Annotated in this window: 24 protein-coding genes; 13 read left to right on the top strand and 11 right to left on the bottom strand. The window is 39.3% G+C overall.

The genetic code is table 11. From position 1 onward, the window contains the following. Positions 1-18: 18 nt before the first annotated feature. Positions 19-822: an NRDE family protein gene (locus AC1M87_RS06855; protein ID WP_481593300.1), complete on the bottom strand. Its 804-nt coding sequence runs from the start codon at positions 820-822 to the stop codon at positions 19-21. Positions 823-915: 93 nt separating this feature from the next. On the opposite strand from AC1M87_RS06855, the gene lgt reads away from it, so the two are divergent. From lgt to msrA, 9 genes are all read left to right on the top strand, one after another. After that, positions 916-1,731 carry a prolipoprotein diacylglyceryl transferase gene (gene lgt / locus AC1M87_RS06850; RefSeq protein ID WP_481593299.1) on the top strand — a complete coding sequence of 272 codons (816 nt, stop codon included), beginning with the start codon at positions 916-918 and terminating at the stop codon, positions 1,729-1,731. Between the two features lie 84 nt (positions 1,732-1,815). Continuing rightward, positions 1,816-2,187 (top strand): hypothetical protein, encoded by a 372-nt coding sequence (locus tag AC1M87_RS06845; protein WP_179998670.1) that lies wholly within the window; start codon positions 1,816-1,818, stop codon positions 2,185-2,187. A gap of 132 nt (positions 2,188-2,319) precedes the next feature. Further along, entirely contained in the window at positions 2,320-2,571 is a 252-nt protein-coding gene (locus AC1M87_RS06840) for a hypothetical protein (RefSeq protein WP_179998671.1), read from the top strand. Positions 2,572-2,717: 146 nt separating this feature from the next. After that, positions 2,718-3,209: a lipocalin family protein gene (locus tag AC1M87_RS06835; protein ID WP_481588674.1), complete on the top strand. Its 492-nt coding sequence runs from the start codon at positions 2,718-2,720 to the stop codon at positions 3,207-3,209. A gap of 192 nt (positions 3,210-3,401) precedes the next feature. Next, positions 3,402-4,244, top strand: coding sequence for a thymidylate synthase (gene thyA / locus AC1M87_RS06830; protein ID WP_481588673.1), 843 nt, complete (start codon positions 3,402-3,404; stop codon positions 4,242-4,244). Between the two features lie 93 nt (positions 4,245-4,337). Continuing rightward, complete coding sequence (locus tag AC1M87_RS06825; RefSeq protein ID WP_035266739.1) at positions 4,338-4,850, top strand: dihydrofolate reductase; 513 nt, start codon at positions 4,338-4,340, stop codon at positions 4,848-4,850. A 26-nt stretch (positions 4,851-4,876) separates the two neighbouring features. Then, positions 4,877-5,947, top strand: coding sequence for an Lnb N-terminal periplasmic domain-containing protein (locus AC1M87_RS06820; RefSeq protein ID WP_481593298.1), 1,071 nt, complete (start codon positions 4,877-4,879; stop codon positions 5,945-5,947). Positions 5,948-6,021: 74 nt separating this feature from the next. After that, on the top strand, positions 6,022-6,477 hold the full coding sequence (locus AC1M87_RS06815) for an META domain-containing protein (protein WP_035266743.1): 456 nt from the start codon (positions 6,022-6,024) through the stop codon (positions 6,475-6,477). An 83-nt stretch (positions 6,478-6,560) separates the two neighbouring features. After that, on the top strand, positions 6,561-7,082 hold the full coding sequence (gene msrA / locus AC1M87_RS06810) for a peptide-methionine (S)-S-oxide reductase MsrA (RefSeq protein WP_481593297.1): 522 nt from the start codon (positions 6,561-6,563) through the stop codon (positions 7,080-7,082). Between the two features lie 50 nt (positions 7,083-7,132). On the opposite strand, the gene AC1M87_RS06805 is transcribed toward msrA, so the two are convergent. The 5 genes from AC1M87_RS06805 to AC1M87_RS06785 form a co-directional block, all read right to left on the bottom strand. Continuing rightward, positions 7,133-7,537, bottom strand: a complete 405-nt coding sequence (locus AC1M87_RS06805) for an ExbD/TolR family protein (protein ID WP_035266746.1) — start codon at positions 7,535-7,537, stop codon at positions 7,133-7,135. Then, the gene (locus AC1M87_RS06800) at positions 7,537-8,160 is read right to left on the bottom strand and encodes a MotA/TolQ/ExbB proton channel family protein (RefSeq protein ID WP_180028347.1); all 624 of its coding nucleotides are present in this window, start codon (positions 8,158-8,160) and stop codon (positions 7,537-7,539) included. Before AC1M87_RS06800 ends, AC1M87_RS06805 begins: the two co-directional genes overlap by 1 nt. A gap of 20 nt (positions 8,161-8,180) precedes the next feature. Then, positions 8,181-8,999 (bottom strand): energy transducer TonB, encoded by an 819-nt coding sequence (locus AC1M87_RS06795; protein WP_035266750.1) that lies wholly within the window; start codon positions 8,997-8,999, stop codon positions 8,181-8,183. Between the two features lie 213 nt (positions 9,000-9,212). Then, positions 9,213-10,079: a formyltetrahydrofolate deformylase gene (gene purU / locus AC1M87_RS06790; RefSeq protein WP_092766746.1), complete on the bottom strand. Its 867-nt coding sequence runs from the start codon at positions 10,077-10,079 to the stop codon at positions 9,213-9,215. Positions 10,080-10,167: 88 nt separating this feature from the next. Continuing rightward, entirely contained in the window at positions 10,168-10,860 is a 693-nt protein-coding gene (locus AC1M87_RS06785; RefSeq protein WP_035266753.1) for a TetR/AcrR family transcriptional regulator, read from the bottom strand. A gap of 124 nt (positions 10,861-10,984) precedes the next feature. Here AC1M87_RS06785 and AC1M87_RS06780 point away from each other — a divergent pair, with 124 nt between their 5' ends. The 4 genes from AC1M87_RS06780 (at position 10,985) to AC1M87_RS06765 (ending at position 14,873) form a co-directional block, all read left to right on the top strand. After that, on the top strand, positions 10,985-12,433 hold the full coding sequence (locus tag AC1M87_RS06780) for a coniferyl aldehyde dehydrogenase (RefSeq protein ID WP_481593296.1): 1,449 nt from the start codon (positions 10,985-10,987) through the stop codon (positions 12,431-12,433). 165 nt (positions 12,434-12,598) lie between these two features. After that, positions 12,599-12,835 carry a 50S ribosomal protein L28 gene (gene rpmB / locus AC1M87_RS06775; RefSeq protein WP_000048256.1) on the top strand — a complete coding sequence of 79 codons (237 nt, stop codon included), beginning with the start codon at positions 12,599-12,601 and terminating at the stop codon, positions 12,833-12,835. Positions 12,836-12,847: 12 nt separating this feature from the next. Next, entirely contained in the window at positions 12,848-13,003 is a 156-nt protein-coding gene (gene rpmG, locus AC1M87_RS06770) for a 50S ribosomal protein L33 (protein WP_001205031.1), read from the top strand. A 151-nt stretch (positions 13,004-13,154) separates the two neighbouring features. Beyond that, complete coding sequence (locus AC1M87_RS06765; RefSeq protein WP_481593295.1) at positions 13,155-14,873, top strand: cation:proton antiporter; 1,719 nt, start codon at positions 13,155-13,157, stop codon at positions 14,871-14,873. 36 nt (positions 14,874-14,909) lie between these two features. On the opposite strand, the gene AC1M87_RS06760 is transcribed toward AC1M87_RS06765, so the two are convergent. From AC1M87_RS06760 to AC1M87_RS06740, 5 genes are all read right to left on the bottom strand, one after another. Further along, positions 14,910-15,188, bottom strand: a complete 279-nt coding sequence (locus AC1M87_RS06760) for a hypothetical protein (RefSeq protein WP_035266758.1) — start codon at positions 15,186-15,188, stop codon at positions 14,910-14,912. Between the two features lie 122 nt (positions 15,189-15,310). Beyond that, positions 15,311-15,814 (bottom strand): DUF6586 family protein, encoded by a 504-nt coding sequence (locus AC1M87_RS06755; RefSeq protein WP_481593294.1) that lies wholly within the window; start codon positions 15,812-15,814, stop codon positions 15,311-15,313. A gap of 194 nt (positions 15,815-16,008) precedes the next feature. Next, complete coding sequence (locus AC1M87_RS06750; protein ID WP_481591569.1) at positions 16,009-16,335, bottom strand: hypothetical protein; 327 nt, start codon at positions 16,333-16,335, stop codon at positions 16,009-16,011. A 296-nt stretch (positions 16,336-16,631) separates the two neighbouring features. Then, the gene (locus tag AC1M87_RS06745; RefSeq protein ID WP_035266766.1) at positions 16,632-16,883 is read right to left on the bottom strand and encodes an RNA recognition motif domain-containing protein; all 252 of its coding nucleotides are present in this window, start codon (positions 16,881-16,883) and stop codon (positions 16,632-16,634) included. An 80-nt stretch (positions 16,884-16,963) separates the two neighbouring features. Further along, positions 16,964-18,952, bottom strand: a complete 1,989-nt coding sequence (locus tag AC1M87_RS06740) for an ATP-dependent helicase (protein ID WP_481593293.1) — start codon at positions 18,950-18,952, stop codon at positions 16,964-16,966. Between the last annotated feature and the right edge of the window lie 22 nt (positions 18,953-18,974).

Raw genomic sequence — 18,974 nt, 5'->3', positions numbered from 1 at the left:
TGAAATAGAAAATGCCGACTACGATGTCGGCATTTTTTTTGAGAGATGCAAATCAATTTTGACTATGTGATTCTGATACGTACCTTGCTGCGTTTTTTCAAGCCAAGTCCATTGATTTCTTTTCATCAATAAATAGTTTGAGCATCGTGTTCCATATATCGGGCTTCGTATAAAAGTAGAAGATAACAGCTGCTCCATTTCCACTGATATTCCTGTTTGAGGTAATAAATCTAAATCAATTTTTCTTTCATCTTGTAAGATACCCCAAACGGCGTACTCTAAATCATACGCTTTTTGAGCATTGGGATTTAATTGCAATAATGGTAAGAACTCTTGTGTAAAGCGTTTACGCAAATGTTTGGTTTTTTCCCATGGATCACTTAATACACCATTGGAAACCACATATACACCTTTGGCAAGAACTTGTGGAGATTCACCACGATTACTCATATAAACCGCTTGATCAGAGGTTCCGATAAAAAGGTTAAATCCAGCGTAATCACATTGCTTTTTTTCTAATTCTTGGGCAAATCGGATCGGTGCTAATTCAGACTCCAGATATTGCTGAATGATATGTCCTCTTGAAGTTGGATATTCCTTCTTATCATTTGCATCACGGTAATTTGTCACAAGTGCCCAACGCCCTGCAGCAGTAATCCCCATCCATGTCCCACCAGATTGTAAATCTTGACCTGCAATAATTGGGCTATTTTCCCACTTATGAATTTGTGAAGCAGGTCGGTGATAAAACTCATCCCGATTTGAAATTAAGCATAATGCTGTTTCATCCAACACTTGCCATGCGATTGCTACAATACACATCGTTGCATCCTTAGAACTTTACACATTGAATGTACAACATTTTTTCAGTCTTTCCGTTAGAATCGACACAAAACATAATATAAAGGAAAAGCAATGCTGACCTATCCTTCTATTGACCCAGTGGCAATATCTGTGGGTCCATTACAAGTTCACTGGTATGGACTCATGTATCTACTCGCATTTTTATTTGCGTGGGGCTTGGCAACATTCCGTGCTAAGCAACGAGGATGGACACCAGACATGGTCTCTGATCTCATCTTTTACGGTGCATTAGGTGTCGTGATTGGTGGTCGAGTAGGCTATGTGTTCTTTTATGGTTTTGATCAATTCCTTGCAAATCCGATATGGTTATTCCAAGTTTGGACAGGTGGCATGAGCTTCCATGGCGGCTTCTTAGGTGTCATGTTTGCCATGTTATTGTGGTGTAAAAAATACAAAATGACTTGGTTCCAAACACTGGATTTTATTGCCCCATGTGTTCCAACAGGTCTGATGTTTGGTCGTATTGGCAACTTTATTGGCGGCGAACTTTATGGCCGACAAGTCACAGATCCAAATTTCGCATTGGGTATGGTTTTCCCTACAGATCCTTTACAACTCGTACGACATCCATCCCAACTTTACCAAGCACTCTGTGAGGGTTTGATTCTTTTTATTGTTCTGTGGTGGTTTAGTTCTAAACCTCGTCCACGCATGGCTGTTTCTGCTCTATTCTTAATTGGATATGGTATCGCTCGCTTCACAGTTGAATTCTTCCGTGAGCCAGATAATGGTCAATTATTTATCGGATGGATGAGCAAAGGACAATTCCTTACAGTTCCAATGATTCTCATCGGCCTATGGATGCTTTGGTATGCCTACCAAAAGAAAGTATATGACTGGGGTCCTTTACAAAATAATGGCAAATAAGTAAATCATGCCCTCAAAGGTGAACATCTTGTTCACCTTTTTTTGTGCTAGAGTTTTGACTTATTTACTTTGATTCAGATTACTATGCTCGAGTTTTGGTTTGATCCTAAAGTTTCAATACAGCACAAAGCTTTATTTTTTATTTTGATCGCGAGTGCTACCGCTACGTTATATTGGATGCAACCGCTTAACTTTGATGCCATCTTAATGTTTGTGGGCACAGGTATCGTTTTTCTTATTTGCCGTTACTGTAAAATTCATTTCGCTTCACACCATCCAACAGGGTTGATGTACCGATTATTTACTTGGATTCCTATCGCTCTGCTACTTGCCTTGATTTTCATGCATGCAAAAGATGGAGAAATTCTTTTACCTGGCGCTCAAGGATTAGGATTTATGGCTTTATCTATTTGCTTATTTTCCCCACTGTCTCTACTTCATCAACATCAGCATTAAGACTTCATTATGTTAAATTTCTGGTATTCGGAACGATGCACACGCAGGCTTAAATTGATCATTTGTATATCAACGTGTGTAGTGATTCTGTTGACAGCTGAAATTAAAAAACTTGATTTTCTATCGACACTAATGAGCTTATGTTTAGGCTTAAGTCTACACATTATTCATCATGTTTTGATCCAATCTAAGCGTCTAAAGCATCAGCTGAAAGCATATTATGCTTTTAGTCCTTTCATCTTGATTGTATTTTTTATCTTCATGCTTTCAGCGCTGAACTTTCAAAATAGCAGAGAGTTTTTTGCACTTTTTGTACAACTCATGGGTTATAGCGCAGTGGGATTATTCGTAGTGAGTTTATATGCATCTCGTACACCCCGCTGAATTTCAAAACTACTAAGCAAATGAAAATAAATATAAATTAATCGCACTCACTTAACGCTTTGCTACAGAACAGTATTATTTCTACTCCAAAACTGTGCCTATACTCAAAGGATGTATCTAATTTAGATTAAATGGAGTACATCATAATGAGTCAAAATTTAACGACCGTATCTAACTTCCAACTTGAACGCTATTTAGGTACTTGGTATGAGATTGCACGCTTACCAATGAAGCATCAACCTGAAGACAGTACGGATATTTCGGCAGTCTATACCTTAAACAGCGATGGAACTGTACGTGTTCAAAATCGTTGTCTTGATGGCAACAAAGAACTGGATGAGTCTATTGGCGAAGCCACAGTCGTAGATGCTGCACATGGCAAATTAGAAGTCAGCTTTTTGCCTGAAGGATTTCGTTGGATTCCATTCACTAAAGGTGACTATTGGGTACTTAAGATCGATGAAAATTATCAAACTGCTTTAGTCGGTGAACCTAATCAAAAATATCTTTGGATTCTGCACCGTGAACCTGTGTTAAATGAATCTATCAAACAAGCGTATCTTGCATATGCTCAATCCATTGGTTATGACCTAAGCGATTTAATTCATACTGTACATACAGGACACAAAACTACTTAAGCCCTAAAATTTTGAGTTAAATGAGAGCACCCTAAAGGGTGCTTTCTTATTTCTTTAATTACTCGCTTTCAAAGATTCTATTCCGTAAGGAAGATATTAAAAAGCATGCTGCTTTAGTATAAACTGATGCCAATGAAATTTTTGGCATTGGTTTATTCTTCAAATGCCACATTCAAATCGATCAGGAAATTTATGAAAGCGTATTTAGACCTACTACAACATATCCTCGACAATGGCGGTGATAAAGGTGACCGTACTGGTACAGGTACTCGTTCTGTATTTGGTCATCAAATGCGCTTTGATCTTTCTAAAGGTTTTCCTCTACTGACCACAAAGAAAGTTCACTTCCGTTCAATCGTGGTTGAATTACTTTGGTTCCTTAAAGGTGATACCAATGTTAAATATCTCCAAGATCATAAAGTTACAATTTGGGATGAATGGTCGACAGCTGAGCAGACTGCTCGTTTTGGACGTCCTGAAGGAGAGCTAGGTCCAGTATATGGACACCAATGGCGTAACTTTGGTGCAACTAAAAAAGACGATGGTTTATACGAGCAAGATGGTTTCGATCAAATCAAATGGTTAATTAATGAAATTAAAACCAATCCAAACTCCCGTCGTTTAATCGTATCAGGTTGGAACCCAAAAGAAGCTGGACAAGTGGCACTCCCTCCTTGTCACACGCTTTTCCAGTTTTTTGTTCAGGATGGAAAATTATCATGTCAGCTTTATCAACGTAGTGCTGATGTTTTTCTTGGCGTTCCATTTAATATTGCAAGTTATGCACTTCTCACCCATATGATTGCGCAAGTCTGTGATCTAGAAGTCGGTGATTTTGTTTGGACAGGTGGTGATACTCATCTTTACGCCAATCATTTCGAGCAAGCACAACTTCAATTAACACGTGAACCACTTCCATTGTGCCAACTCAAACTGAATCCCGAAATTAAAGATATTTTTGATTTCAAATTTGAAGATATTGAAATCGTAAATTACGAATCGCATCCTGCAATTAAAGCACCTGTTGCGGTTTGATTTTAACTAATGTCTTTTGGGATCACAGTTGATACTAATCGTGATCCAACTTTACATTTCCCTCTTTAACTCATATTCGCTGGAAGAATAATCATGGCATTTCAAGGTTTAGAAGTCGTACACGTCGTTGCAATGGATCAGCAACGTTGTATTGGCAAAGGAAATGATTTGCCATGGCATATTTCAGCTGATCTCAAACATTTTAAAGAAATTACCCAAGGTGGTGTTGTGGTGATGGGACGTAAAACACTTGAGTCTATGGGTAGAACGCTTCCTAAACGTGTAAATTGGGTCATTACACGAGATACGTCATGGCAATTTGAAGGAACAAAAATCGCGCATACAATCGAGAGTGCACTTGAGCAGGCAGTCCATGATGTAAAAGCTTCAGAAAAGCCTGGATCTATTTTTATCATAGGTGGTGGAGAAATTTTTAGCCAAACGATCTCTATTGCGGATCGCTTAGAACTCACGCATGTTGAATTAGACGTTCAAGGTGATGCTCATTATCCCGAGATTCCACCTGAATTTAAAAAAGTGGCATCAGAGCAACATATTGATGACAAAACAAATATTGCATTTGAGTTCGCAACCTACCAAAAATAAAGCTTTCTAACATATAGCCAATAATAATGCATAACATCGGTAAAAGAGAGTTTATTCTTGCACTTGCAAAGGGAGCTTTTCACTCCCTATTTAGTTTATTTGTCATCTTCTCTTCGATTTGGTTATGTATGGCCTTATGGGTTCAAGAGCCATTTGGCTGGTTAGTCAGTCGTATTATCATTGGCTTTTGGGGCGCTTTTGCCTTAAGTGTTTTAGGCATATATGCAACACAACATTTTTTTAGCCGTAGTAAAGATGTCGTCTTATACATTGTCTTTTTTGCGTTCAGTTTAGTTTGGTATTTTAGCATCCCTGCCAAACAAGACCGTGAGTGGAATCCTGAAGTCGCAAGAATTCTCAATTATGAACGTCAAGGTGATTGGGTCACTTTACACAATGTGCGTAATTTTGCATGGAATGAAGACGGAACCTATCAAGAACGCTGGGATACACGTCAGATTGATTTGAATCAAATCAGTGGCATTAACATCATTACTTCATATTGGATGGGACCACAAATCGCCCACACTTTAGTCAGCTTTGATTTCAAAAACTCTAAACCACTGACCTTTTCGATTGAAATTCGCAAAGAAAAAGATGAAGAGTTTTCTGCTATTGGTGGTTTTTTTAGAAAGTACGAAGTCAGTTTAGTTGCTGCTGACGAGAAAGACATTATTTATACACGTAGCAATGTACGTAATGAGCAGGTCTATTTTTTCCCAATCAACATGAAAGCTGCTGAAATGAAAGCTTTATTTGAGGAATATTTAGAGCAAGCAGATCAACTTAGTCAAGAACCAAAATGGTATAACACCTTGACCAGTAACTGCACCACTTTGGTTTTTGATATGGTTCAAGCGATTTCCAAACATGAATTGCCAGTGGACTACCGATTATTAGCCTCAGGTTATTTACCTAATTATCTGTATGACTTAGGGGCATTACAACATCATTGGGATATCAAAACATGGTACAACAAGGCACATGTCAACCCAAGAACAGACCAATTTAATCAATTTAAATATCAAAGTAGTAAAAATTATTCAAAATTGATTCGTCTGGGTCTCCCTCAGAGTCAGCCAGAGCTTGCACCTTAGCGTATCAGTTGATATACATAAAATTGACTTGAATTTAATTTATATTAGAAAGAAATAACACAGGGGCATTCCATATGTTAAAACAACTTTTAGCCGTATCCGTTATAGGCTCAGCATTACTTTTTACAGCATGTACCACAACACCATCTGCTGAAAAGCAACAACAAGCACTTAATCAATTGCAAAATAAAACTTGGATTTTGACACATATTGGCGCAACAGAATTTAAGACCGACCCTACTGCACACAATGTTCCAAGTATTCAATTTGATGCAGCATCTAGTCGTTTGAGTGGTGCAGATGGTTGTAACCGTTTTATGGGTGCATATAGCATTAAAGCTGACAAAATTAGCTTGAGTGAAGTTGCAACTACACAAATGATGTGTGTGAATACTCAAGAACTTGCAAATCGCTATAATGCTGCCTTGGCAAAAGTCGCGGCATTCCAAGTCTATGACAAAACGCTTCGCCTACTCGATGAGAATGGTAATCCAGTATTGCAGTATGAGTCTGCAATACAACCGCGTTAACAGTTAAGCAACCATTTCACTGGTTGCTTTTTTCATTCTACACCCCATTATTTCAGTCATTGCAACTCAATAAGGTGAATCCCATGCAACAAGCTTTGCTCGGTGGCGGATGCTTCTGGTGTGTTGAAGCAGTTTTCCTTCAACTCAAAGGTGTCACTAAAGTCGTGAGTGGTTATGCGGGTGGGTATACGGCCAATCCAAGCTATGAGGACATTTGCAAAGGAGACACCCATCACGCGGAAGTGGTTTTAGTGGATTTTGATGAAAGTCAAATTAGCTTTGCTCAATTGCTTGATGTATTTTTTGCAACACATGATCCAACCACACTCAATCGCCAAGGTAATGATATAGGTACGCAATATCGCTCTGTCATTTATTATTTTGATGAAGAACAGCACCAGATTGCAGAGAAAGCCATTCAACAGTTAAAAGCAGAAGGTTTAGATATTGTCACAGAATTAAGCTCAGTACCGACCTTCTACCCTGCTGAAGAATATCATCAAAATTTCTTTGCTCGCAACCCGACTCAGGGCTACTGTAATTTTAGCATTCCACCAAAACTTTTAAAGCTTCGCTCTAAATTTGAAGGTTTACTCAAAGACTAATACAGGTTTAAAAAAAGCGACCTTATGGTCGCTTTTCTCATGTTAATCAGTTAATTATCTGTGGCAAAGGCAATGTCAGCAAGCCCGGCTTCGCTTGCACGTGACATCACTTGAGCAACAGTATCATAACGTGATTCTTTATCTGCTTTAAGAATAATCGTCGGTTGTTGTGCTGAACCACCGGCATCGTTAAATCTTTTTTGCAATTCATCTAAGCTGATAATTTCTGAATCCCATGCAATCTCACCCTGTGAGTTAATGCTTACTTGAATCGATTCAGGTGGCGGATCAATGATATCCGCTGTCGTTTTTGGTAAAGTTAATGGAATTGATGGGTTAGCAACGGTCGCTGTCACCAAGAAGATGATCATCAAAACCAACATAATGTCAATTAACGGGATGAGGTTCATCTCCGTCATGCCTGTATCGTTGTCTTCACCCAATTGAAAAGCCATTAAGCTTGACCTCCAACGTAACTTTCTTGAGTCGCTTTCACTTCAACTTTTTGCGCAGAAGAATCTTGTTGCAGCATCGTGTCGATTAACAGACTGTGAGCATGATCTTGTAGTTCATTACTTAATGTACGATTAAAGCGAATACAAATGTTGTATGCGATCACTGCTGGAATAGCAACTGCCAAACCAATACCAGTCATAATCAGGGCTTCACCCACAGGGGTTGCAACTTGTGCAAGTCCTGCTTGACCGCTTTTACCTACTGCAACCAATGCATGGAAGATTCCCCATACTGTACCAAATAGCCCTACAAATGGTGCAAGTGAGGCAATTGTTCCGAGTACAGCAACACCTTTTTCAGCAGATGCTTTTTCCAAAGCAATCTGACGCAATAAAGCTTGCTCAGCAACAGCTTTACGTTGTTCAAATCCCAAAGGAGCGAGTTTCGCTTTCAATCCTGCTAATGCTTTAGAGAGTTGAGCATAAGCAACTTCTTTCAGCTGACGTGTTCCCATCACACGTAAAACGACAATCGTCCATGTCGCAATAGACATTGCGAGTAAAACGAAATAAAGCGTCTTACTGACTGCATCAGCATGTTGCCAATAAACTGAAAAGTTCATACTCGAACTCCTAATAAAAGTTAGCCGTTAGAATTCAACTTAAGTTCAAATGGTTGTTCCGCTCTAAACGGATAAGCCACACCATTTTCCTTATAAGGTCTGAATTTTGCATTACGCACTGAGCGTAAAATCTTTTGATCAAGCGAATCAATTCCACTTGATTTTGTGATTCTGGCATTCACTACATTACCGTTAGTGTCCGCTTCAATCGATACTACAACAGTACGATCAGAACCTTGTAAATCTCGGTTGGTATATGATGGCTTCGGTGTACGAGACCATGATATTTGCCCAATACTTAAATTCTTTGGTGTATTACGTGCTTGCTGCTCACGACGTTCTTGTTCGCGTCTTTCATTTTCCAAGCGCTCACGTTCTTGTTGCTCACGTAGCTGTTGGTCACGCAATGCTTGCTCACGTCGCTGCTGTTCAAGCAACTCACGATTTTTACGTTCTTGCTCTAAACGCTGTTGTTCCTGCTTTTGCTTTTCTAATTTATCTTCTTGAACAATTGCTTTTTGTTCGACAGGTTTAGGCTTTTCAGCAATGACTTTGGGTTTAACCACAGGAGGTGGTTCAACGACTTTAGGTTCTGGTTTTGGTTGAACTTGAGGTTTCACAGGTTCAACAGGAGGTGGCGGCGGTGGCGCATCCTCTTTAATCTGAACAAAACGAACCTTAATTGGATCTTTATCAATAGGTTTTAATTCAGGTGTTTTCATCTGACTCACGGCAAATAAAACACCAATATGCCCGATCACCACTGCAATGAGCGAAGTAAGCACTTTCTTTTTCATTGAGATTGGATTTTGCATCATAGGAATGGAAGATGGGCTCATTAAAATTTATGACCTGATATACATTGACGCTGTCTTCAGAAGGAAGATTTCAATCAAACTTATCGGTTAGTACAATTAAAGTACGCCAATAATAAATGAGAAGTGTTTTCATTTGCAACTATTAATTCTGCAGTTTTGATGAGTTTTTTTGATCATCAATAAAAAAGGCATGCTCACGCATGCCTTAATAAATCAGTGATATTTAATTAAAAATCACTGGAATACCACAGTTTTATTACCATCAACAATGATACGGTCTTCTAAATGCCACTTAACAGCACGCGCCAAGACATTACGCTCAACGTCTTGACCTAATTCACGTAATTGATCAACTGTAAAATCATGGCTGACACGCTCGACATCTTGTTCAATAATCGGACCTTGATCCAAATCAGCTGTCACATAATGCGCTGTTGCACCAATCAGTTTTACGCCTTTTTCATACGCTTGCTTATAAGGGTTAGCACCCACAAAAGCTGGAAGGAAAGAATGATGAATGTTGATCACTTTCATTTCCCACTTAGAGACGAACTCTTCATCAAGAATCTGCATATAACGTGCGAGTACAAGTAAATCATTACCTTGCATTAACTCATCAATTTTTGCATATGCTTCGCGCTTGTTCTCTTTATTGACAGGCACAACTTCAAAAGGAATACCGAAGTTTTCCACAGACTCACGTAGATCTTCATGATTCGATACAACCTTAGTGATTTCACAAGGTAATCCACCACGTGCATGACGCCACAAAAGCTCAAGCAAGGCATGGTCGACTTTCGATACCAAAATACCGACTTTCTTTACATCTGACACTAAAGCTAAACGCCAATGCATGTTGTAACGTTCAGCTACGTTTGTGGCGAAAGTTTGTAGAATATTTTCCTTACGGCTTTGCAAATTGTCGAGTTCAAACTCAACACGCATGAAATAACGCCCGCCCTGAGCTTCTGTTGCATATTGATCAAGCGCAGTGATGTTTGCCCCTTGATGATACAAAAAGCTCGATACAGCCTGCACGATTCCTGGTTTATCTTCGCAAGTAATCAGTAAACGTGCTGTGTTAGCAGTTGTCATATTCATGATGATTTATATCACTTAACAGTTAAATTGAAAAACAGCCGCGTATTCTAACTCTTTTTTTAATGCTTTCAAATTATCTTTGCTGAAATCAATCTTCTCGATCAGCAGAAAGACTGGCAAATAATTCAGATGTTCCCAGCGTTTCAAGCAAGCGCTCATAAGTCTGACGACTTTCACCACGTAAATAAGGACCTTCAAGAAACACCATTTGACGCAGTGCCTGCCAAACCCACTTTTCATCTAAATGGTTGGAATCTTTTAAATGACCAGACATATAGAGAAAATTCGTCCAGTTCGTTAGGACGATCCATAGGTTGATGATCAACGCTTCAATTTCAGACTCTGTCATTTGCATGAGACCTGCATTGACGAAGGCTCTGTAAATCTTTTGACCTTGTTGCATCACTTTACCTGCGAAACGCGGGTAAATTTTTCTAAAGTCATCATTATTTTCTGTTAAATGATATACATCACGATGCAGAAAACGATAGGCCCATAACTGACTACTGAGTACTTGAAAGTATCGGATTTTATCATTGGCATTTACATCACGGTCTTCTGGCAATGCTAGCAGCTCTAAAGTTGCATGCTGATATTGCTCCATCAGCTCTTTAATGATCTCTTGCTTGTTACGAAAGTGATAATAGAGATTACCAGGACTAATACCTAACTCTGCTGCGATATGGTTAGTTGTGACAGATCGCTCTCCACGTTCGTTAAAGAGTTGCAAACTAATTTGCAAGATTCGGTCTTTGGTTTTTAACGTTTTGGAATGCGACATCCTAATACCATCTATAACAAGAATAATGACGTTTAGCCCAAGCTAACATAAAAGTGACTTGACTTTTAGAGTATTTACTCTAAAAATAAAAATCACATCAACCCTTACATTAGTGGTACTGGTCATGAACAGTCAAACAAAAACAAATTTAATGACGACTGAAGCATCGGAAGTTCAGCATTTACATGATCTTCTAGCGCTTCAGAAAGCAGCCTATCGACGTTATCCGAACCCGACAGCAAAACAGCGTATTGAACGTTTGGCTCGTCTTAAAGCAGTTTTGATTAAATATCAGGACCAAATTGCAGAAGCAATTAGCCAAGATTATGGTAATCGTTCGGTTTCTGAAACTAAAATTGGTGAACTGCTCACTTCACTCGAGCAAATCAAATATTACAGCAAACATTTAACAGAGTGGATGAAGCCTTCTAAACGCCATATCGGTATTTTACATCAACCTGCAAAAGGTTGGGTTCAGTATCAACCTTTGGGTGTTGTCGGTATCATTTCCCCTTGGAACTACCCTTTATTATTGGCGATTAGCCCATTAGTATGTGCCTTGGCAGCGGGCAACCACGCCATGATTAAAGTTTCAAGCACCTCACGTAATTTTGGTTATGTATTACAAAATGCTCTATCTGAAGCATTCCCACAAGAGTTAGTTGCCGTTGTTACAGGTGGTGGCGTAATCTCTGACACATTCAGTCATCTTGCATTTGATAAATTAGTCTTCACAGGCTCTACCAATGTTGGTAAGACTGTGATGAAAGCAGCATCTGAAAACTTAGTTCCAGTTATTCTAGAACTTGGTGGTAAATCACCAGTTATCGTGCACCCTTCAATTGACTTAAAGGATGTCGCGGAGCGTGTTGCATTCGGTAAATTATGGAATGCGGGTCAAACTTGTGTCGCACCAGATTATATTTTCTTACCACGCGGCAAAACTTCGGAGTTTATTCACCAGTTTGAATCTGTTGCGAAAACGATGTATCCAACATTACGTGACAACCAAGATTACACCTCTATAGTGAGCGATAAGCAAAATAAACGCTTACAAGGTTACTTAGAAGATGCGATTCAAAATGGTGCTCAAGTCACTGAAATTAACCCATTAAAAGAAGAGCTTGCTTCTGTACGTAAAATTGCGCCAACCCTTCTGACCAATATCACCCCTGATATGGAAATTATGAAGAACGAAATCTTTGGTCCAATTTTACCAATCTTAGAATATGATCAAATAGACGAAGTTATCGAGTTTATTAATGACCGACCACGTCCACTTGCATTATACTATTTCGACTTTAACGATGCTCGAGCAGAATACGTTTCGCAACGTACTCACTCTGGACACTTTGGTCAAAACGCTGTTGTTACTCATGTTGCACAAGATGATCTACCATTCGGTGGCGTTGGTGCATCTGGTATGGGCAGATACCATGGTCCCGAAGGCTTCTTCAGTTTATCAAATGAACGCTCAGTTATGTCTATTCCAAAGCTATTCAGCTTGAAATACGTACTGCCTCCGTTTAATAGACCGATCCCTAGTCTTATCCGTAAAGCCTTTCTTCGTTAAATGATCAAGGCATGATCTATCAAAACAGGTCATGCCCTGTTTTTATCAATTTCGCTTGTCTTTTAAGCGTATTTTTGATATAAAACGCCCCTTGAATGAATTCAATCCGTTTTATTTTGACTGGCCATACAGATTTGCTGTTGGCTAAATCAATGGAGTTACACCATGTCTAAGGTTTGCCAAGTTACCGGCAAGCGTCCAGTCGTTGGTAACAACGTCTCACACGCCAACAACAAAACTAAGCGCCGGTTCGAGCCGAACCTGCACCACCACCGTTTTTGGTTAGAAAGCGAAAAACGTTTCGTACGTCTTCGTCTAACTACTAAAGGTATGCGTATTATCGACAAATTGGGCATCGAAAAGGTTGTTGCTGACCTACGTGCTCAAGGTCAAAAGATCTAAGGAGCAACGAAAATGCGTGATAAGATTCGCCTAGTTTCTTCTGCTGGTACAGGTTATTTCTATACCACTACTAAGAACAAACGTACTATGCCGGAAAAAATGGAAATCAAAAAATTTGATCCAAAAATCCGTCAACACGTAATCTTCAAAGAAGCTAAAATCAAATAATTTTAGTTCTTTAAAAAAATACGACCCATTGGGTCGTTTTTTTTGCCTTTTTTTTCTTCAGGTTGTTAAAATTTAATCTCAGTTTGGCATTTTTTATGCTTATACAGCTCAAAAGCCAATTCATAATTTATAAATATTTAAGGGGTGATTAGTGCCACATGATGTAGATTTAATTATATTGCTTGCGGTTGGTTTTGGCTTAGCCCTTATTTTTGGCTTTATCGCCGCACGTTTACGTCTACCCCCTCTTGTTGGCTATCTCATTGCCGGCATTATTATTAGCCCCAAAACCCCCGGTATCGTCGCCGATATCACACTAGCCAATCAACTCGCAGAACTGGGTGTCATGTTTTTGATGTTCGGTGTCGGGATGCACTTTTCACTGAAAGATTTAATGCAAGTTCGGCGTATTGCTGTCCCTGGTGCAATTTTACAAATCACAGTGGCTACCATCCTCGGGATTGGCGTCTCCATGCTATGGGGATGGAGTTTTGGGTCAGCATTGGTGTTTGGCTTAAGCTTATCTTGTGCGAGTACTGTGGTACTCCTGAAAGCTTTGGGTGACCGAGGCTTACTGGATTCAGTCAATGGAAAAATTGCTGTGGGATGGCTACTCGTCGAAGACCTAGTCATGGTGCTCGCTTTAGTTTTATTACCCGCTACAGCTGTACTCCTTGGCGGAACAGCACTGGAAGGCGCTGATCCAGATCAAAATGTCTTTGTGACTTTAGGAATAACCTTACTTAAAGTTGCGGGCTTTATTGCCTTTATGCTGATTATTGGTAAGCGCCTCATCCCTAAAATTATTCAGTTTGTCGTACGCTTAGGTTCTCGCGAGCTATTTACATTGACTGTGGTTGCAGCAGCCGTATCCATTGCCTATGGTTCGTATGCAGTTTTTGGCGTTTCAATGGCATTAGGTGCATTCTTTGCTGGGATGGTGGTTAAAGAGTCTGACTTCAGTCATCGTGCTGAAGAAGAAACGTTACCACTGCGTGAGATATTCTCCATCCTATTCTTCGTCTCTGTCGGAATGTTGTTTGACCCAACAATTATCGTTGAAGAACCACTTCATATTCTGGCTGTGATTGGCATTATCATGATCGGAAAAACATTAGCAGCAATGGCGCTGGTTTTGTTCTTCCGCTATCCATTAAATACCGCACTTACAGTAGGTGCCTCACTGGCTCAAATCGGTGAGTTCTCCTTTATCTTGGCAACACTCGGTCTATCTATAGGATTATTAACCCCTGAAGCTCAAAACTTGATTTTAGCCGGGGCATTATTTTCTATTTCGCTCAATTCTGTTTTATTTTCAGCCATTGAACCAGTACAGAAATGGATTCGTGAGCGCTCGCATTTGGCTCGTTTGCTTGAGCGTAGTGGTGATCCATTGGCGATTTTACCTGACGAGGTCTCACAGGACTACCTGCGCGATCAAGTGGTCATGGTCGGTCATGGAGAAGTTGGACGTCGCTTAACGAAAACACTGATGGAAAATAACATCAAAGTGGTGATTGCTGAAGAAAATCGAGAAATTGTTGAAAAACTACGCGCAAAAGATATTGCTGCAGTATCAGGTTCAGCAACAGAACCAGGCGTATTAATTCAAGCACATATTCAACATGCGAGGCTTTTAATTATCTCGCCGATGGATATTTTAGATATTCATAAGATTGTAGATACTGCCAAACTTCTGAATCCACAGATTCAAGTTTTGATCTGTGCGGAAAGTAAAGAAGAAGCTGAAGCAATACGTGCAGATGAAATTGGTGAAGTGTATTACGCAAAGGAAGAAATGGCGAAGAACATGAGTAATCATATTCTAAATCAAATTGAAATCGCACATCATCATGCACCATCTCACTAAGTAAAATAAAAACCGTGCTATTTGCGCGGTTTTTTCTTAGCTATAAAACTGTGGTTTTTCATCTACGACTTCCGCATGCCATTCATTCGATTGTTTTTCGAGAAGTGCAAATAACGCAGCCTGAATCATGTGTTGGGCAATCAAAGGCATATGATCACCTAATAAAGCTTTCACTTCATCATTAAATTGAATTTTCACAAGTGGCTCATCCTCGGATGCAGCGTGACGAAGCGCTAACTCGCCATTCTCAAGTTGCACCAATTCTAAAATTGCTTCTTGTGTTCCGAATAATTCTTTCAATTGCTCTATAGACATATACCCTCCATGATTCACATGGTGGCAAAATGCTGAATGCACTTTGCATAGCTTAGACTATTTTATATAAGTTCTAAAATTTATATTTCAAGTCTAATCGTTTAAAACTGTCATGATTACAATTAAAACTCAACCATTTCGTTACGAAAACCGTCAATAAGATGGATTAAGTCACGATGCCACTCTCGAAGAATTTGAATGTCTGGCAACCACGCTTGAGGTGTCTGCGTGACTTTAATAATAAGATTTGAAGAAGTCTCATCCTCAGGTTCTGGTGCACTTGGTTCAGGTGCATACTGGCACATACGATAAGCGCGCTTTAGTTCTGCAATAAAACCATCCTTTGCAAGATGCTGTAACACGGTGATTTCTGGAGAAACTTGCCCTTTAGCGGCCATATGCTCTTCAATAGATTTTAATGTAGGTGAAAAATCATTTAAACGGTAATAACGCACCAACTCTTGCAAAAATGCCAAGACTGCTCCATGCAAATGAAAGACTGCCGCTTCACGATGGGCTTGAGCTTGTTGAATATGCTCTGTCTGTTCTGCTTGCTGACATGATAGACGGGCAAAATAGAGTTTTTGATTAGTGCGATCTGCATGAAAACGAGCAACACGAGACATGAAAACTTCCTAACAACATTTATGTCATACAACTTAAATGTTGACGCCATATCACGCAATGCTTTTAAGAAAAAAATCAAGATTAATTTTAGATCAACAAGATTGATTGAAAGCCTGATTATTAATGCATACTGCTTAAATAAAAAAGCCAGCCAAATGCATGGCTGACCCTTGCGAATGAATCTAAGGTTATATTAGCGAACAATACCCTTAAAAATTCCTAATGGATTATAAGTCCCATCGCCTTTTTCATTGTCATAATGAAATTTGACCTGATCTTGATCGCCACCTAACAGTGTTCCAGCCCTGTAAAGACCTTCTGAAATCGCAAGGAAGCCAACATCAATTGCTTGATGAACTGTACCAACACCAGGAATTAGGCTCAATGGCTTCCAAATTGGAGCTTGAACATTCAATGTGCTCGAAAATAGGTTTGATGCGTTTTGAAGCGTGTCACCGATTAACGTACCTGCACCTGATACGATTTCTGTTTCTAGATGATTTAATTCTTGAATAGACATTTTTATAACCTTTTGGGGTTTTATAATGGAGCTTTTATACTACACACTTCACTCAAACTTATTCAATCTATTATTAAGATATACTTCACAATAATTTGTATATAAATGTGATTTTAAGTGTATGTTTTTAATAAAAATATTAATATATAACAGAAATACATTTCAAGAATATGTCAACTCTTCAAAGTACAAAAGTTGGTCAAAAAAGCTAAAAAGATTCATATTTATTATTAAAATTAAATAAAATATCAAATAAAAAGGAGCAATAACTGCTCCTACTTTATTTAGACATCAAGTTATGCTTCTGGCTTTTCGTCTGCAGCTTTTACTCGAATACCTGCACCTTTAACTTTACGGGTGTTCAGCCCCTTAATTGCTTTCACAGCTTCACGGCCATGTGGCATTTCAACAAAGGCAAATCCTTTCGATTTGCCTGTTGCAGCATCTAATACCAATGTACATGAGTCTACTGTTCCAAACTGCTGAAATAACTCCAGAATCTCAGCTTCAGTAATGCTGCGCTCTAAGTTACGAACTAAAATTTTCATGAAAAAACCTTAAGAAGATAGGCAAAAAAACCAAAAAGTACGCGCCTACTCTACTTTTTGTATGAAACAATCTAGATAGTTTAATCGAGATCAATCCCAAAATCTAAATTAATCGACTGTCGCTCAATCAAAGCACTCTTAACCGTTTGCTGTCTGGTTTTATAATGTGTTTCACTTGTACACAAATGTCTTGAAAGATCATTAAGAAAATAGCTTTCAACTTTTCGTCCTTGCTCATCAACTTGTTCCCTTGCCCACGTCACCAAATTTTGCTTGGTTAAAATCAATTCATTTTGTGCACGGGTAAGTGCTACATAAAGCACACGGCGTTCTTCTTCAACTTCATCAAAATCCCCTTGAGCTCTTGCATGTGGATACTGACCAGGTGTCACATTCGCCACGTAACAAACTTTTTGTTCAGTTCCTTTAGCAGAATGTATCGTGATCAAAGTCACAACATCAGTATCTGACTGGCGTTCGATTTCACTGATTGAAACTGGATCAAGCACGTAGGCTTCTAAAAACTCACTTAACTGAGTATGTTTTGAAGCTAACTGTTTCACCAACTCAAAGTCTCCTTGACGACGCCCCCAATCCTTTTTGTAATTTTCACTCAACTGAATTTCTATTGCCTGAATTGCCAAGCTTACGCAAGCTTGAACTTCAGTCTTTAACACATTCAACTGCTTCATAATGAGTAGAGCCTCAGCAGGAATACGTCCAAATTTTTCTAGTTTTTCCGCAATGACATCATCTTGAGGGTCCTGTAACAACTGTTGCGCTAAACGGCTTGCGCCAACATCACCGACCCCATCCCAAAGCGTCAAAAACCGCATCCATGCAATATCGTCTGAAGGATTGGCAATGACCCGTAGTAAACTCAGTAAATCCTTAACATGCGCAGTTTCAAGAAGTTTCATACCACCAATAAACCGATATGGGACATTGGCTGCAATGAAAGCTGCTTCAATATGACGAGCTGCAAAGCTTGAACGTACCAGAACCATATGATCGCGCCAAGGACTTCCCTCAAGTAAATGTCGCTCTTTAATATCTATGGCAATCCATTTTGCTTCATCAAACTCATTCGGGAAAATATGAATTTTAGGCTTTATGCCTGTACCTCGATACGCATTTAAGCGCTTGTCGTATTTAATCTCACTTTGATCAAGCAACCAATTTGATAAATCTAAAATTTCTTGAGTAGATCGGTAGTTTTTTTCTAATTTAAAAATTTGAGCTTCTGGCACACGCTCTTTAAAGTGATGAATGTTTTCGAAATCTGCTCCACGAAAACCATAAATCGATTGAGCATCATCACCGACGCAAAACAAACTTACTCGATCCTTTAAAGGATCTAACAGCGCCCATTGCAATGGATTGGTGTCTTGCATTTCATCCACGAGCATATGTCTGCAAATCGAAGCCACATAATCGACTAGACCCTCAGACTGTGCTAAAGCTGATGCCACGATCGCAAGAATATCGTCATAATCAAGAAAGCTACGTGCCTGCTTTCGAGTTTCATATTCTTTCATGATTTCTGCAATCAGGTCTTTCATTGCTAAGAATTCAGGCATTTGCTTTTCTATGGCAACACTTAGCTTTTGACGCGTATTTCTAGCATATGAATACAGATCACATAATTCAGCAGGCTTCGGGAGCTGATTGGGATTCTTCTTATCATCTTTACCACGTATCAAACGAAACATCATGAGTTGATCATCACGATCAATAATTGAGAATTGCGCTAAGCCGAAAGCTTTTGGTATACGACGCAGCAAGTACATACAAAAAGTATGGAATGTTGATGCTCGTAATCCTTTTGCTTGTTCACCGAGTGCCAATTCGACACGCGCCACGATTTCACTGGCAGCACGACGCGTAAACGTCAAAATTTGAATTTGATTGGCGGGTACACCTTGATCAATGAGATAAGCAGCACGTGCCACAATCGTTTTGGTTTTACCACAGCCCGCACCCGCCAACACCAAACTATGTAAGGCTTCTGTGGTTGCAGCTTGTTTTTGTTGAGGATTTAATTCATCAATCAGGCTGTCTAAACTCATCGCTACTCATCAATTTTACAAT

It is taken from the genome of Acinetobacter sp. 24-47-62 (assembly GCF_056779765.1).
This window is presented reverse-complemented; position numbering and strand designations above follow the sequence as displayed.